Below are 14,757 nucleotides of genomic sequence, written 5' to 3' on the forward strand. Positions count from 1 at the left end.
GGACAACGATTAATCCGGGCAATGATCAATTAATAATATTCAGTTCAGCCTGATCAGTATCACTGTCAGGAGAGTTTACCCACCGCAGCGGCAATTTCAGGCAATGCCGCACGTGCAAACAGCTCTTCAAAGTCTGGCAGGTGGCCCAGCACTTCCCGGTTACAGGCATCCTGATACATGATCCAGCCGTAGGTTGCCAGACTGTCCATAGAACGGATGTTACGTTGCGTCAGCGCCGCTTTGTAATCTGACATGCGTTTGGTGCCAATCAGACTGGCCAGTTCATCATCGCTGTAACTTTCGATGGCGGAACGGGCATGACGCTGAAGCTTGCTGATCAGCGAAAAGTCTTCCGTCATCAGCAGATTACGGACCGCTTTTTCTACCGCCGGATCTTCAACCGGTGTGCCTTTCGGCAACTTCGCCAGAGCCAGCTGCTGGGCGAAGCTCAGCACGGTGTAGTTGTTCAGCAGGACAAACATCTCCTGCGTATCGGTTGCACCATAGGCCGGTACGGCACCGTTGGCGATGATTTTGCCCTGACGCCACGCCGCTTTAAATTTCGCTACCTGATGGCCTGCCAGCGCCGTAGACAGCTCTTCGAGCAGCTCTTTGCGGCTCCTGGCTTTCAGGATCTCGCCGCCATCCTGATAAAGCAGCAGCGAGCGCGGCATCACATAGACAAAGTGGTGGCACTCTGTTTCCCAGTTCTCCAGCAGCCAGGCGGCACGTGGCGATTGGGTCGCTTCAAGATGCCAGTTCAGCATGGTCAGTACCGCCTGCTTGTGCACCTGCGCCATCTCATCCTGATCGGCAATCGATCCGAACCGCACTGAATCACCCGCCGCGTGGCTGGCCAGCGATCCATACGGGTCGTACTGGTAAGCAAAGCCGCCGCTCATACCGTTGCCAAATCCTTTACCAAAGGTGCCCAGGTTAAGGATGGCGCCGTTGGTCATATATTCGCAGCAGAAGTCACCAACGCCTTCAACCACAGCCGTGGCGCCTGAGTTACGCACCGCGAAGCGGTCACCCGCCTGGCCCTGCACGAAAAGACGTCCGCCGGTCGCGCCAAACAGCGCAAAGTTACCGATCAGCACGTTGCCATCGCCATCCTGCGCGCCGCCGCCAGGCGACATCACAATCAGTTCGCCGCCACACTGTCCTTTGCCAACACCATCGTTACAGGTGCCGTAATGGGTCAGCTGCATGCCATCGTTGCAGAATGCGCCAAATGACTGACCGGCAGAACCGGTGGTGGAAATTTTTACGCTCTCAGGGGCCAGATAGTGGCGACCGCGATCGTCGCTCAGCACCGCAGGCATTGCCTTTAACTGCTCAGGGCTGAGCTCATGGTTCAGCATGCGCTCAATGTCGATTGCCAGCTGGCCGCCAACGCTTTTGTTACGGTTATTCAGCACGATGCTGTTGCCCAGTGAGACGTCAGGATTTTTCTGCTCTGCCAGAGACAGCTTCAGTTGTTCAATCCAGCCATCATCCAGCTCAAAATCTTTTTCCAGATAAACCGGCTTGTCGATTTTCAGCTCAGGCACCACGGTGAGCATGGCACGTAAATCGAGTTTGCCCACTTCCAGCGGGTGATCCATCAGGTGCAGCAGATCAGCGCGACCGCGTGCCTCACGCAGGGATCGCAGGCCCATGCGCGCCAGGATCTCACGCACTTCATGTGCCACGTTGAGGAAGTACTGCGCCAGCTGACGCGGATCGCCATCAAAGGCTTCGGCGTTGGTGGTTAAGCCAGCCGGGCACTTAACGTTACAGTTTTTCGCCATCACGCATTTGAGCATCATCAGCGCCGTTGTACCGAACTCAAAGCTATCACCGCCCAGCAGAGCAGATTTCACTACGTCGCTGCCGGTCTGCTGTGCGCCGGAGCAGCGCAGCAGCACTTTCTCGCGCAGGCCGTTGGCGCACAGTGCCTGGTGTACTTCAGCGATGCCAATTTCAGCCACACGTCCGGTATATTTCAGGCTGGTCACCGATGCAGCGCCTGTGCCGCCGGTGTTACCCGCGACGTTGATCACGTCGGCACCCGCTTTTGCCACGCCCACCGCGATGGTGCCGATCCCTTCGGACGACACCAGTTTGACGATCACGCGTACGCGTGCCGCTTTACAGTCGTGGATCAGCTGCGCCAGATCTTCGATAGAATAGGTGTCGTGATGCGGCGGTGGCGAGACCAGCTCAACGCCAGGTGTACCGCCACGGGCCGCCGCAATCTCAACGGTCACTTTGGCCGCCGGTAACTGACCACCTTCGCCAGGCTTCGCACCCTGACCAATTTTAATCTCCAGCTCTTCCAGCATCGGGTCCGCCAGATAGGCAGCCCAGACGCCGAAACGACCCGAAGCCAGCTGTTTGATACGCGAGGCACGGATGGTGCCGTGACGGGAGTAATGCTCACCGCCTTCACCGCAGTTACTCATGCCGCCGACCATATTCGTACCGTGTGCGACCGCTTCATGAGCAGGGGCGACCAGTGCGCCGTGGCTCATTGCCCCGGATGCAAAGGTGCGGGTAATTTCACAGGCTGGCTGTACTTCGCTCAGCGGCAGTGAGGGCAGCGTCGTGAAGATGCGTGACAGATAATCTGCCGCTTTGCCGTACGCAGTCACTTTCAGGCCGCCGGTGACCACATCGCTGCTTTCGATCTCGTCGCCGAAGCGGGACTTCAGAGCACGGGACAGGTTCTGCAGGCGTTCGCTCTCAGGTTTCAGGCCCTCGATAGCATTGGTCAGACGCAGCATAAAGTGATTCAGGCTGCCATCCACCGCTTCACACTCCATGCCGCGAATGGCAAAGCCGTTGTTGGTCAGCGAGTAGCGCCCCAGCTTGCGGCGGAACTCCGCTTCGCTGTCGATGTGCGTCAGATCAGCCGGGAAAGTCAGGATATCGCGCAGCGCCGCCGGGCGACGCTTACGCTCTTCATACATCAGGCTTGAGAACTGACGGTAATCGGCGGTAATCGCAAAATTGTTGATCACCTCATCCGGGATGCGCTCGAAGCTGCTGTCTTTAAAGGTTTCTGGCTTGATGCCAAACGCGTTATCCAGTTTTGCCAGCGTCATCAGGCGGATGAAGTTGTCCTCTTCGCGCGCTTTGTCGGCAAAGCGAATCGGCTCTTCAGTCATGTCGATGAAGGTCCGCACGGCAATGGTGCCGTAAGAGTGGCCAGCACCTTCAGCACGCTCTTTGAACAGGCCCAGCAAAGGCACTTCAGCTTCGCCCTGAATTTTCAGTGCGCTCTGGTGCCAGTCAACGGCCATCTGCGCGATAGCCGCGAAACCTGCGCCACCTACCGGCGTTCTGATATTCGGGAAATACTTTTTCAGCACCGGATCGTCGGTGTTAAGGAAGTTAGGCTCGAAGAATTCGCCGCTGCTGTAGCTCTCAACGGTACAGAGACCCACTTTACCCATGGTTTTCATCAGCGCTTTTTCAGCCGCTTTGGCATAGCGTTTAAAGGCTTTGTTGCCTTCTTCACCTTCACCAAATTTCTCCTCTGCACGCATCTGTACGCCCAGTGGATAGATAGCGGAAGCCCCGAAGCCAAGGGTGGCAGCAATGTGGTGCGAGGAGATGCTCTGGCCGCTTTCCACGACCAGGGAAACATCCAGACGCAGGCCTTCCTGCACCAGACGCTGGTTGATGGCCGAAACCACCAGCAGCATCGGGATCGCGGCGTGCGTTGACGAAATGTGGCGATCGGTAAGCACGGCGATGCCACCCTGGGAACGGGCAAAATCCACAACTTGCTGTGCCAGGTCATCAATCGCTTTTTCCAGCGCATTCGCGTTCGCAGTGGTGCTCAGCAAATCTTTGCCGATTACCGGCTCATAGAGCATCTCAAAGCGGGCATAAGGTGCGATGGTCTGCTCGCGCAGACGCAGCATATCAAGGTGGCTGAGGATCGGTGTCGGCACCACAATCTGGCGACCTTTGCTGCGGCCCAGATGCGGTTTGGCACCCAGCGCGACACGCAGCGTCATACCATCCACTTCGCGGATTGAGTCCAGCGGCGGGTTGGTAACCTGAGCAAAGCGCTGAGAGAAGTAGTGCGCCATGCCGCCTTCATGATCGGATAAGCCGTTGATGGCGTTGCCGTAACCCATCGCAGAAATTTTCTCTGCGCCCGTGTTTAGCATCGGGTCCATCATGAACTTGAAGCTTTCCTGATTGTAGTAGTAAGCCACAAAGCGCTGATAGGTTTTCAGATCGCCGCGATAACGCAGCGGTGAACCCTGTTGCTCTGCCGGGATCTCGGGCAGATCGTCAAGACCGACGCGTGCTTCACGCAGCAGCGCCGAATAATCTTTCTCTGCAGCCAGTTTTTCCAGCGCCTGCAGCGTGGTGTAGCTGCGTTTCTCACGATGATCGAAATAGAGCATGCCGCCCGCTTCGATACGGCCACGACGCAACACGCTTTCAGGTGGAAAAGCAATCTGGCCCGCTTCTGACATCGCACCGATATATTCAGCGGTTTCAACGGAGCGCAGTGGACGCAGGCCAAGACGGTCAAGACGAGCGCCAATCACTTCGCCATTGCCAAAGATTAATGCTGCAGGGCCGTCGTTCTTCTCTTCATACAGTGAGAAGTACTCCAGCATGTCGCGCACGTCTGGTGACAGCGAACTGTCGTTTTCCCAGGCGGGCGGCATCATCGAGACGACGGCGGTGATCAGATCGAGGTCATCTTCCATCAGACGGCTGTGGATACTCTGATCCAGACGCGAGCTGTCGGACTGGCCTTTCGGCCGCACGATTTTCTTGCCACGGGCCAGCGCCAGCGCGGACTCCGCGATGCGGTTTTTACGGTCCGTGTTCAGCTCACCGTTGTGCGCCATCAGGCGGAAAGGCTGCGCCATCGTGGTATGCGGATCGGTATTGGTCGAGAAACGGGTATGGAAAAACAGCCCGCGCACCTGATGATCGGGATCGGTCAGATCTTTGAAGTAGGGGATGACTTCATTGGAGTTCAGGCGGGCTTTAAACACCTGGGTGCGCGACGACAGCGACAGCGGATAGAGACCGCCAAATTCGCTTTCGGTAAAGGCACGGGCTTCAATCGTTAACAGGGCGCGGTAGATGCGTTGTTCGAAGTCGTTCTGGTCGACCACGTCCTGTGGCGCAGTGAAAATCCACTGCAGAATCGGTAACTGAAATTGCACGGCAGCCGGACGCGTCACGCTGCTGTCGAGCGGCATGTCACGCTTCATGATCACCGGCAGACCAAAGCTGCTGAGTGTCTCATCGACCAGACGTTCGGCATTCGCGCGCAGCGCTGCATCTTTTGGCACAAAGAAGTTGCCGACGCCGAAGCGGCCTGCTTCCAGCGGCTGGCCGGTAATCTTGCGGAAGAAATGCAGCGAAAGGTCAACGTTGACCCCCGCGCCATCACCGACGCCTTCCGCTGACATACCGCCGCGGTGAGGCACCGTACACAGGGCGCTGTGCGCCATCTTCAGAATTTCGTGGGTCTGCTCGCCGTCCTTGCGCGTAATGAAACCTACACCACAGCTGTCACTGCCTGCTGTCGGATCATACAAGCCATAGGATTGAGGTTTTTGAGTGGACATTGAGGGTCTCCTTAACTTACTGCTGTGACATTACCTGCACTGTTTCAGGGTCTGAGCGCACCGGGGCGCAACATCATTTTCATCGCCATGCTCTGTCGAGCGCGCGTCATAGCCCTGAGCATTTCTCTCCAGACATCGGTAAAACGTCCTTAATTGAGCTGCTCTCTGATTTCCGGTCTCTTAAAGGAGATGACTTAAACCGCGCGGGAGTCTTCTTGTTGCATAGATATGCCGAGACAATAGCCCGTCTGGAAAGCTTTCAGCGGATTTCCAACTTATCGGGAAAGCGTAATCAGGTCAAATAGGGCGGTCAGACGGGGTTAACAGCGGTTTTATATGATTAAGCTTATGAATTAACTGGTTTTTAAGGTTTAAAATGTATCACTCTGGTGCCTGGCGATCGGCCCATAAATGTGAACTGACTCACTGTAGTGCAGGCATCAGATCTCTGCACCATGCTGGTGACAGGGTATTAAACAGCATTAAATGCTGTTCAGAACCGTTGATGCATAGCATGTATCTGTTTTTCTTATGTCCGCCTATTTGAATGAAACCGCGGTTGGTTATAAGAAAAATTAATCAGCACAGGCGTGCTTAAAACATCACTTAAGATGAATGGGTATGCATATAAAAAGGTAAGCCTGCGCAACAGGACGTTGCCAGGAGGGTGATAAAAGGCCGTACAGAGAAATCGGTGATTCGCTGGCGGCATTACAGATTATTCATTTGGCACAAACAGTCAAGGGTTTTAACCGCTTTGTCCTTAACGTCGCCGATCGGCTACGCGAATGCACCATAAAAGCGCATTTGTTCCCGTATCTCCACGCGACGTGCCGGGACGTCAGCGGGCTAACTGCGCTATTATGAGGCTGTTTCTCTTCCAGGGAGTTGTTATGAAACAAATTCGGCTGTTGGCGCAGTACTACGTTGATTTAATGGTCAAGCTTGGGCTGGTGAGGTTCTCGCTGCTGCTGGCGTCTGCGCTGGTGGTGCTGGCGATGATTGTCCAGATGGCGGTTACGATGGTACTGCGGGGCCATGTCGAGAGCATTGACGTGGTGCGTTCGGTCTTCTTCGGGCTGCTGATTACGCCCTGGGCAGTCTATTTTCTGTCGGTGGTGGTCGACCAGCTGGAAGAGTCGCGGCAGCGGCTGGCAAGGCTGGTGGATAAGCTGGAAGAGATGCGCACCCGCGACCTTGAACTCAATCAGCAGATGAAAGAGACCATCACGCAGCTGAATCAGGAGATTAGCGATCGTAAAAAGGCGGAGCTGGCACGCGAGCAGGTCATGGATAAGCTGCGTGAAGAGGTGACGCGTCGCGAGCAGGCACAGATTGAACTGGAGCAGCAATCCTCCTTTCTGCGCTCATTCCTGGATGCCTCGCCCGATCTGGTGTTCTATCGCAACATCGACAAACAGTTCTCCGGCTGTAACCGTGCGATGGAGCTGCTGACCGGCAAAAGCGAAAAACAGCTGATTGGCCTGACGCCGCGCGATATCTATGATGATGAAGCGGCAACGAAGGTGCTGGAAACGGACGAAAAGGTGTTCCGTCATAACGTCTCGCTGACCTATGAGCAGTGGCTGCAATATCCCGACGGGCGCAAAGCCTGTTTTGAGATCCGTAAAGTGCCCTATTACGACCGCGTGGGTAAGCGCAGCGGGCTGATGGGCTTTGGCCGCGATATAACCGAGCGTAAGCGCTATCAGGACGCGTTAGAGAACGCCAGCCGGGAAAAGACCACCTTTATCTCTACGATCAGCCACGAGCTTCGTACGCCGCTTAACGGCATTGTTGGCCTGAGCCGCATTCTGCTGGATACCGACCTCAATCAGGAACAGCTGAAATATCTCAAAACCATCCACGTCTCTGCCATCACGCTGGGCAACATCTTCAATGATGTGATTGAAGTGGACAAAATCGAGCGCCGTAAAGTGCAGCTTGATAATCAGCCGCTCGACTTCACCGGCTTCCTTGCCGATTTAGAAAATCTCTCCGGTCTGCTGGCACAGCCAAAAGGACTGAAGTTTGTGCTCGCGCCGCAACTGCCACTGCCGCACATGATTTCAACAGACGGAACGCGTCTGCGCCAGATTCTGTGGAACCTGATTGGTAACGCCGTGAAGTTCACCCAGCAGGGCGAAATCGTGGTGCGGGTAACCTATGAGCAGGACGAAACGCTGCGCTTTGAGGTGCAGGACTCCGGCATGGGTATTCGTCAGGAGGAGCAGGATAAAATCTTTGCGATGTACTATCAGGTCAAAGATCAGCATGGCGGCAAACCGGCAACCGGTACCGGCATCGGACTGGCGGTTTCACGCCGTCTGGCGCAGGCGATGGGCGGTGATATCCGCGTCCACAGCGCACCCGGACAGGGTTCATGCTTCACCGTTGAGATCAACGCGCCGCGCATTGCTGAAGAGGTGGAAGATGAAGGCCTGGATGACAGCCTGCCGCTCCCGGCGCTGCACGTCCTGCTGGTTGAAGATATTGAGCTTAATGTGATCGTGGCGCGCTCGGTGCTGGAGAAGCTGGGTTGCAGCGTGGAGGTGGCCATGACCGGCAGCGAGGCGCTGGCGCTGTTCGATCCGCTGGAGTTTGATCTGGTGCTGCTGGATATTCAGCTGCCCGATATGACCGGGCTGGATGTCTCACGTGCCATCCGTCAGCAGTATCAGGGAACGCATCTGCCGCCGCTGGTTGCGCTGACCGCCAACGTCCTCAAAGATAAGAAAGAGTACTTCGATGCAGGGATGGACGACGTTCTGAGCAAGCCTCTGGCGGTACCAGCACTGACCGCCATGATCAAAAAGTACTGGGATTATCAGGCAGAGCCGGAAGAGGAAACCGCGGATGCCAGCGATGACAAAACCCGGATGCTGCTGGATGTGGCGATGCTGGAACAGTATATCGAGCTGGTGGGGCCTGGTCTGATTACTCAAAGCCTGACGATGTTTGAAAAGATGATGCCAGACTATCTTGCGGTGCTGGAATCGAATCTGATGGCACGCGATCAGAAAGGCATTGCGGAAGAGGGACACAAGATAAAAGGGGCGGCGGGGTCGGTCGGGCTGCAGCGTTTGCAGATGCTGGCGAAACAGATCCAGAGTCCTGAATTACCGGCGTGGTGGGACAACGTTGTTGAATGGATTGACGAGCTGAAGCACGAATGGCGACACGATGTGCAGGTATTGCGCGACTGGGTGGCAGAGCAGGATAAGTGATACCCCGGAAAAAAATGACCCCAGCCGAGGCCGGGGTGCGCGAATACTGCGCCAACACCAGGGAAAATATTGCGACCGCTATGATTTGAATAATTAATGCAGCCGCACGGTATTGGTTAACACTGTCATCACCTTAGCAAATTCATCTTCTCATGTGACAAGATTCATTAAAAATTGTGATATTGAGCAGCGTTTAAATACAGAAAACATTAATTTGGCAACACAGTCAAGCAAGGAATCATTTTCTCTGCTGAATTGCTGATATTTTAATCAAATCTGGCCTTTTTAGTGTAGTTTTAACGCTGCCCTGCTGCAAAGCAAAGGCTGAGCAGCAATAAAGTGAGCTGGCATTCACATCCGCCTGTTCAGTGCGGCTAACGCGCTGATATTGCAAGTGACCGGCCTGAAACGATACGAATTATCCAAAACGTTTTGGAATGATAAAAATGAATCTGAAACTTTGCCCTTTCATGGCGCTGACATCCGCGCACCTGAAGCGAGCGAAGAGTGCCATTTCAGCCAGGAGTGATGCCGTTAAGCGCTGTTTATTTATACGTTATAACCGTGATTCTGATTAAGCTTTGGGCGGCTCATAAGTCATAAAAAAATAACAGTTAAGCAGATTGAATGATTCTAACCGGCGCTTATTATCCAATATTAAGTGTTTATCTGGAAAGATGCTAAGCAGGGGTCATGAATGGAACCGATTCCTTTTTTTCGGAAGTGCTTGAACTATTTCGAACTGTTCCAGCATTTTGATGCAAAATGATTGAATAAAGTCTGGAAGCCGCTGACCGGTTTTCAGCGATAATCGTAAAAAGGCCGTTTTTGTGGCAGTGATTACATGAGTGATTGATTAACGTCTGAAACAAGTATGGGAAGATTGCATGAACAAGCATAAAGGAAGCGTCGGACAGCGTATCAGACGTATTATTGGCCGTATCGTGCTGGTGTGGCTGGGGATATGGCTGGCGGGGATCTTACTCTTTTCATTCTTGCCGGTCCCGTTCTCAGCGGTCATGGCTGAACGACAGATTGGGGCCTGGCTACGCGGTGACTTTAGCTATGTCGCTCACTCTGACTGGGTCGGACATGATGAGATTTCGCCCTGGATGGGGCTGGCCGTTATCGCCTCAGAAGATCAAAAGTTTCCGGACCACTGGGGTTTTGATGTCGCGGCGATTGAATCTGTGCTGGATAAGAGCGATAGCCGGATGCGCGGGGCATCGACGCTGTCACAGCAGACCGCGAAGAATCTGTTTCTGTGGGATGGCCGCAACTGGGTCCGTAAAGGTCTGGAAGCGGGGCTGACGGTGGGTATTGAGACAGTCTGGACGAAGCGACGTATTCTGACCGTCTACCTCAACATCGCGGAGTTCGGGCCCGGCATCTTTGGTGTTGAAGCCGCGTCACAGCGCTACTTCCATAAGCCTGCCAGCCGGCTGACCGCCGCCGATGCTGCTCTTCTGGCGGCCGTTCTGCCTAATCCAATCCGTTACCGTGCTGCTGCACCTTCAGGCTACGTCAGAGAGCGGCAGCAGTGGATTATGCGCCAGATGCGCCAGCTGGGTGGGGAAGGCTTTTTACAGCGTAATAAGCTCGACTAGGTCTTACTCTTCATCGAAGCCCGCTTCAAATAGCTCAATGACCGCTGCCAGCGCCGGAATCTCCTCCGGGCCGCTGGCTTCAATCTCAATGTGTCCGCCTTTTGCAGAGTCGAGCATCAGCAGCGCAATTACGCTGCTGGCCTCGGCTTCCGTGCCCGCTTCGTTGCGCAGCAATACTTCGGCATCGAAGCTCTGCACCAGCTCGAACAGCTTCATCGCCGGACGGGCGTGCATGCCCAGCTTATTTTTGATTTCTACAGTTTGTCTGACGGTCATGATTTGCGCTTTTCCAGCGTGCGATGGCGTGACTGTACATTCTTACCGCGTGAACGGAAGTAATCCGCCAGCTGTTCTGCGATATAAACTGAGCGGTGTTTGCCACCAGTACAGCCAATCGCCACGGTAAGATAGCTACGGTTATTGGTCTCCAGCATCGGCAGCCAGAGTTCAAGATAGCTGCGTGTCTGGTAGATAAAGTTATGCACTTCAGTGTGACGATCAAGGAATGCCGCGACCGGGCGATCGAGGCCGGTCATCGGGCGCAGCTTCGGATCCCAGTGGGGGTTGGGCAGAAAGCGCACGTCAAAGACATAATCAGCGTCGATAGGAATGCCGTGTTTGAAACCGAAAGATTCAAACACCATGGTCAGTTCACGTTCACGCTTGCCCAGCAGGCGGGTACGCAGCATCTCTGCCAGTTCATGTACTGACATCTCTGAGGTGTCGATGATCAAATCGGCGCGTGAACGCAGCGGCTCCAGCAGATCGCTCTCTTCATCGATGGCACTCTCCAGTGACAGATTTTTGCTGGAAAGGGGATGCAGACGGCGCGTATCGCTGTAACGACGAATCAGGGTATTGCGATCGGCGTCGAGAAACAGCAGCTGAGGTGAAAATGTGTCAGGCAGATTATTCAGCGCGGTTTCAAAAATTTCAGGGGATTCAGGCATATTACGAACGTCGATGCTGACCGCCGCCGAAATATTGCGTTCCGCCAGCGAGTTGGCTAACTCAGGCAGCAGCACGACCGGCAGGTTATCGACGCAGTAGAACCCCATATCTTCCAGCGCACGGAGCGCCACTGACTTCCCCGAGCCTGAACGACCGCTAACGATCATCAGCACCATGACCTTCTCTCCCGTTTTAAAACCGGCATCTCGCCGGTAAAGACGCGTTACTGCTCTGTCTGGACTTCCGTAATAATGGCATAAAGCTCTTCATCACTCTGCGCAGCACGCAGACGACGGCAAACCGTTTTATCTGCCAGACGTTTTGCCACCAGTGACAGGGTGTGCAGGTGCGTTTTGCACTGGTCAGCCGGAACCAGTAACGCAAACAGCAGATCGACCGGCTGGTTATCGACGGCATCAAATGCAATCGGCTGTTCGAGGCTGATAAACACCCCTACTGCACGCAGCGTGTCCTCTTCCAGCTTGCCGTGAGGAATGGCTATCCCGTTACCTATACCGGTACTGCCCATACGTTCGCGGGTCAGAATCGCTTCGAAAAGCGTCTGGTGCGGCAGGTTGAGCTGCTTAGCGGCCAGTTCGCTGATGATTTCCAGCGCACGTTTTTTGCTCTGGCAGTGTACGCCGCTGCGGGTGCAGTCTGGCGAAAGCACTGTGCTCAATTCCAGTGTAAGATCGTTGTTCATTGTCGTTTCACTTGCGTGTTCACCAGGCCATTCACCGCCAGCGCGCCCTGACGTGTGTGACAAACGGCGCTTGCTTAGATGACAAAACGGGGCGGATTATCCGCCCCATCCTGTCGGCTCTGCGCGGCAGGCGCGCGTAGCTAGCGTGAAGGTTAGTGTTTTTTCAGTTTATCTTTGTGTTTGGTCAGCTGACGGGCGAGTTTATCAATCAGCCCATCAATTGCCGCATACATATCTTCCGCTTCCGATGTGGCGTGCAGCTCGCCACCGTTCACGTGGAGGGTTGCGTCAGCCACCTGCGTGACTTTCTCAACCTTCAGGACAATATAGACCTGATTGATATGTTCAAAATAGTGTTCCAGTTTGGCAAATTTACCGCTGACGAATTCACGTAAAGGTGGCGTGATTTCAACATGTTGCCCGGTCAGGTTCAGCTGCATAGGTCTTCCTTCTCATTTCTTTCAAATCAGCTGCTTACGCTGATTCGATGGCGGGATGGATAAAGACTCACGATATTTGGCGACGGTACGCCGTGCCACCATGATCCCCTGATCGGATAACATGGAGGTCAGTTTACTGTCGCTCAAGGGTTTGGCTGGATTTTCCGCCGAAATTAATTTTTTCACCAGAGCGCGGATCGCGGTAGAAGAGGCTTCACCACCTCCTTCCGTATTCACGTGACTGGAGAAAAAGTACTTCAGTTCAAAAATGCCACGCGGGCTGTGCAGATACTTCTGCGTGGTAACACGGGAAATAGTCGATTCGTGCATCTCAACCGCCTGGGCGATATCTGCCAGCACCATCGGACGCATAAATTCTTCACCCTGCTCGAAAAACGCCTGCTGCTGCTCAACGATACAGCGCGTTACTTTCAGCAGCGTATCATTACGGCTTTCCAGGCTCTTGATCAGCCAGCGGGCTTCCTGCAGATTGCTGCGAATGAACTGGCTGTCGCTGTCATTCCGCGTTGCGCCGCCCATTGCCGCGTAGTGCTGGTTGATCTTCAGACGTGGCACGCTATCGGCATTAAGTTCAACCGTCCAGCGACTGCCAACCTTACGCACCAGCACGTCGGGGATGACATATTCCGGCTCGCCGGTGTTGATCGACTGGCCCGGACGCGGGTCCAGCGACTGAATCAGCAGCATCGCCTCTTTCAGCACCTCTTCTTTGAGGCGCGTCACGCGCATCAGGCTGCGAAAATCGTGATTGGCCAGCAGATCGAGATGGTCGCTGACGATCAGGCGCGCCTCGGTCAGCATCGGTGTGTCGGGCGCATATTGTGAAAGCTGAACCAGCAGACAGTCACGTAAATCACGTGCGCCAACACCAATCGGGTCAAAACGCTGGATACGCTTCAGCACCGCCTCAACTTCATCCGCTTCAAGCTCATCGTTGCCGATGCTGTCGAGGATTTCCTCAAGCGAGACGGTGAGATACCCGGTGTCATCGATAGCATCGACGATAGACGTTGCAATCGCACGGTCGGTATCGCTGAAAGGCGTCAGTTCGACCTGCCACATCAGATAGTCCTGCAGCGACTGCGTGGTTTCGCCCTGGTAAACCGGTAACTCATCATCCTGATAATCGGTGCCGGTGCCGGAAGGGGTGCCCGCAGTGTAGATCTCATCCCAGGTGGCATCCAGCGGCAGCTCATCAGGCATCTCTTTCTGCTCTAGCGCTTCACGTGTATCCAGCGCTTCGGCTTCCGACGATTCCCGGGCGTCAATCTCATCATGCAGATCGGTCTGCTCAAGCAATGGATTACTTTCCAGTGCAAGCTGTAACTCCTGCTGGAGTTCAAGCGTAGAGAGTTGCAGCAGACGAATCGCCTGCTGCAGTTGTGGAGTCATTGCCAGCTGTTGGCTGAACCTGAGTTGTAAACCTTGCTTCATAGACAGGATGGTAGTTCCCAGGTAAACATCGGTATTAACGACACATTATCAGAGTCTGAACTCTTCACCCAAATAAACCCGCTTAACCTGCTCATCCGCAAGAATTTCATTGGGTGTACCATGCGCAATAAGGTGGCCCTGGCTGACGATATAGGCCCGCTCACAGACCGCGAGCGTTTCGCGCACGTTGTGGTCGGTAATCAATACGCCGAGGCCGCTGTCGCGCAGATGCTCAATGATCTTCTTGATGTCGATAACGGAGATAGGGTCAACACCGGCAAAGGGTTCATCCAGCAGAATAAACTTAGGATTGGCAGCCAGCGCGCGGGCAATCTCAACACGACGTCGTTCACCACCCGAAAGCGCCTGACCCATGCTGTCGCGCAGGTGCTCGATGTGAAACTCCTCCATCAGCTCACGGGCGCGATCCTGGCGTTGCTCTTCGGTCAGGTCATCACGAATCTGCAGTACCGCCATCAGATTATCGTAAACGCTAAGGCGACGGAAAATAGAGGCCTCCTGCGGCAGATAGCCAATGCCGCGACGCGCACGCGCATGCAGCGGCAGGATGCTGATATCTTCATCATCGATAACAATGCGGCCAGCGTCACGCGGCACAATCCCCACGACCATGTAAAAGGTGGTGGTTTTACCGGCCCCGTTCGGGCCAAGCAGGCCGACAATCTCGCCGGATTTTACCTGCAGGCTGACATCTTCTACCACGCGACGGCCTTTATATGCCTTCGCCAGGTTTTCTGCGATTAATGTGGCCATAGC

The 14,757-nt window shown here is 54.6% G+C and carries 9 protein-coding genes; 2 read left to right on the forward strand and 7 right to left on the reverse strand.

Going from position 1 to position 14,757, the window contains the following annotated elements; genetic code table 11:
- Positions 1 to 65: 65 nt before the first annotated feature.
- Entirely contained in the window at positions 66 to 5,597 is a 5,532-nt protein-coding gene (locus N5J69_RS11115; protein WP_279770308.1) for a glutamate synthase-related protein, read from the reverse strand.
- An 893-nt stretch (positions 5,598 to 6,490) separates the two neighbouring features.
- On the opposite strand from N5J69_RS11115, the gene arcB reads away from it, so the two are divergent.
- Together arcB and mtgA are read left to right on the forward strand one after the other, a co-directional pair.
- Entirely contained in the window at positions 6,491 to 8,824 is a 2,334-nt protein-coding gene (arcB, locus tag N5J69_RS11120) for an aerobic respiration two-component sensor histidine kinase ArcB (RefSeq protein WP_279770309.1), read from the forward strand.
- Between the two features lie 887 nt (positions 8,825 to 9,711).
- On the forward strand, positions 9,712 to 10,431 hold the full coding sequence (mtgA, locus tag N5J69_RS11125; RefSeq protein WP_279770310.1) for a monofunctional biosynthetic peptidoglycan transglycosylase: 720 nt from the start codon (positions 9,712 to 9,714) through the stop codon (positions 10,429 to 10,431).
- 3 nt (positions 10,432 to 10,434) lie between these two features.
- Here the strand turns inward: mtgA and npr are convergent, their stop codons facing one another.
- From npr to lptB, 6 genes are all read right to left on the reverse strand, one after another.
- A complete protein-coding gene (gene npr, locus N5J69_RS11130; RefSeq protein ID WP_033731263.1) occupies positions 10,435 to 10,707 on the reverse strand; it encodes a PTS phosphocarrier protein NPr in 273 nt (90 codons plus the stop codon).
- Positions 10,704 to 11,558: an RNase adapter RapZ gene (gene rapZ, locus N5J69_RS11135; protein ID WP_010251920.1), complete on the reverse strand. Its 855-nt coding sequence runs from the start codon at positions 11,556 to 11,558 to the stop codon at positions 10,704 to 10,706. The genes npr and rapZ overlap by 4 nt, the downstream gene beginning before the upstream one ends.
- Before the next feature lie 47 nt (positions 11,559 to 11,605).
- On the reverse strand, positions 11,606 to 12,085 hold the full coding sequence (gene ptsN, locus N5J69_RS11140) for a PTS IIA-like nitrogen regulatory protein PtsN (RefSeq protein ID WP_013359876.1): 480 nt from the start codon (positions 12,083 to 12,085) through the stop codon (positions 11,606 to 11,608).
- Between the two features lie 152 nt (positions 12,086 to 12,237).
- The gene (gene hpf / locus N5J69_RS11145) at positions 12,238 to 12,525 is read right to left on the reverse strand and encodes a ribosome hibernation promoting factor (protein WP_013359877.1); all 288 of its coding nucleotides are present in this window, start codon (positions 12,523 to 12,525) and stop codon (positions 12,238 to 12,240) included.
- Positions 12,526 to 12,546: 21 nt separating this feature from the next.
- Entirely contained in the window at positions 12,547 to 13,980 is a 1,434-nt protein-coding gene (gene rpoN / locus N5J69_RS11150) for an RNA polymerase factor sigma-54 (RefSeq protein WP_279770312.1), read from the reverse strand.
- A 48-nt stretch (positions 13,981 to 14,028) separates the two neighbouring features.
- Complete coding sequence (gene lptB, locus N5J69_RS11155) at positions 14,029 to 14,754, reverse strand: LPS export ABC transporter ATP-binding protein (protein WP_009092467.1); 726 nt, start codon at positions 14,752 to 14,754, stop codon at positions 14,029 to 14,031.
- Between the last annotated feature and the right edge of the window lie 3 nt (positions 14,755 to 14,757).

Source organism: Pantoea sp. GD03673, from assembly GCF_029844725.1.
Classification (GTDB): domain Bacteria; phylum Pseudomonadota; class Gammaproteobacteria; order Enterobacterales; family Enterobacteriaceae; genus Pantoea.

What these genes read in the sequence shown, in the direction of transcription:
- N5J69_RS11115 (WP_279770308.1), bottom strand. Translation starts at nt 5,597, where the DNA reads ATGTCCACTCAAAAACCTCAATCCTATGGCTTGTATGATCCGACAGCA.
- arcB (WP_279770309.1), top strand. Translation starts at nt 6,491, where the DNA reads ATGAAACAAATTCGGCTGTTGGCGCAGTACTACGTTGATTTAATGGTC.
- mtgA (WP_279770310.1), top strand. Translation starts at nt 9,712, where the DNA reads ATGAACAAGCATAAAGGAAGCGTCGGACAGCGTATCAGACGTATTATT.
- npr (WP_033731263.1), bottom strand. Translation starts at nt 10,707, where the DNA reads ATGACCGTCAGACAAACTGTAGAAATCAAAAATAAGCTGGGCATGCAC.
- rapZ (WP_010251920.1), bottom strand. Translation starts at nt 11,558, where the DNA reads ATGGTGCTGATGATCGTTAGCGGTCGTTCAGGCTCGGGGAAGTCAGTG.
- ptsN (WP_013359876.1), bottom strand. Translation starts at nt 12,085, where the DNA reads ATGAACAACGATCTTACACTGGAATTGAGCACAGTGCTTTCGCCAGAC.
- hpf (WP_013359877.1), bottom strand. Translation starts at nt 12,525, where the DNA reads ATGCAGCTGAACCTGACCGGGCAACATGTTGAAATCACGCCACCTTTA.
- rpoN (WP_279770312.1), bottom strand. Translation starts at nt 13,980, where the DNA reads ATGAAGCAAGGTTTACAACTCAGGTTCAGCCAACAGCTGGCAATGACT.
- lptB (WP_009092467.1), bottom strand. Translation starts at nt 14,754, where the DNA reads ATGGCCACATTAATCGCAGAAAACCTGGCGAAGGCATATAAAGGCCGT.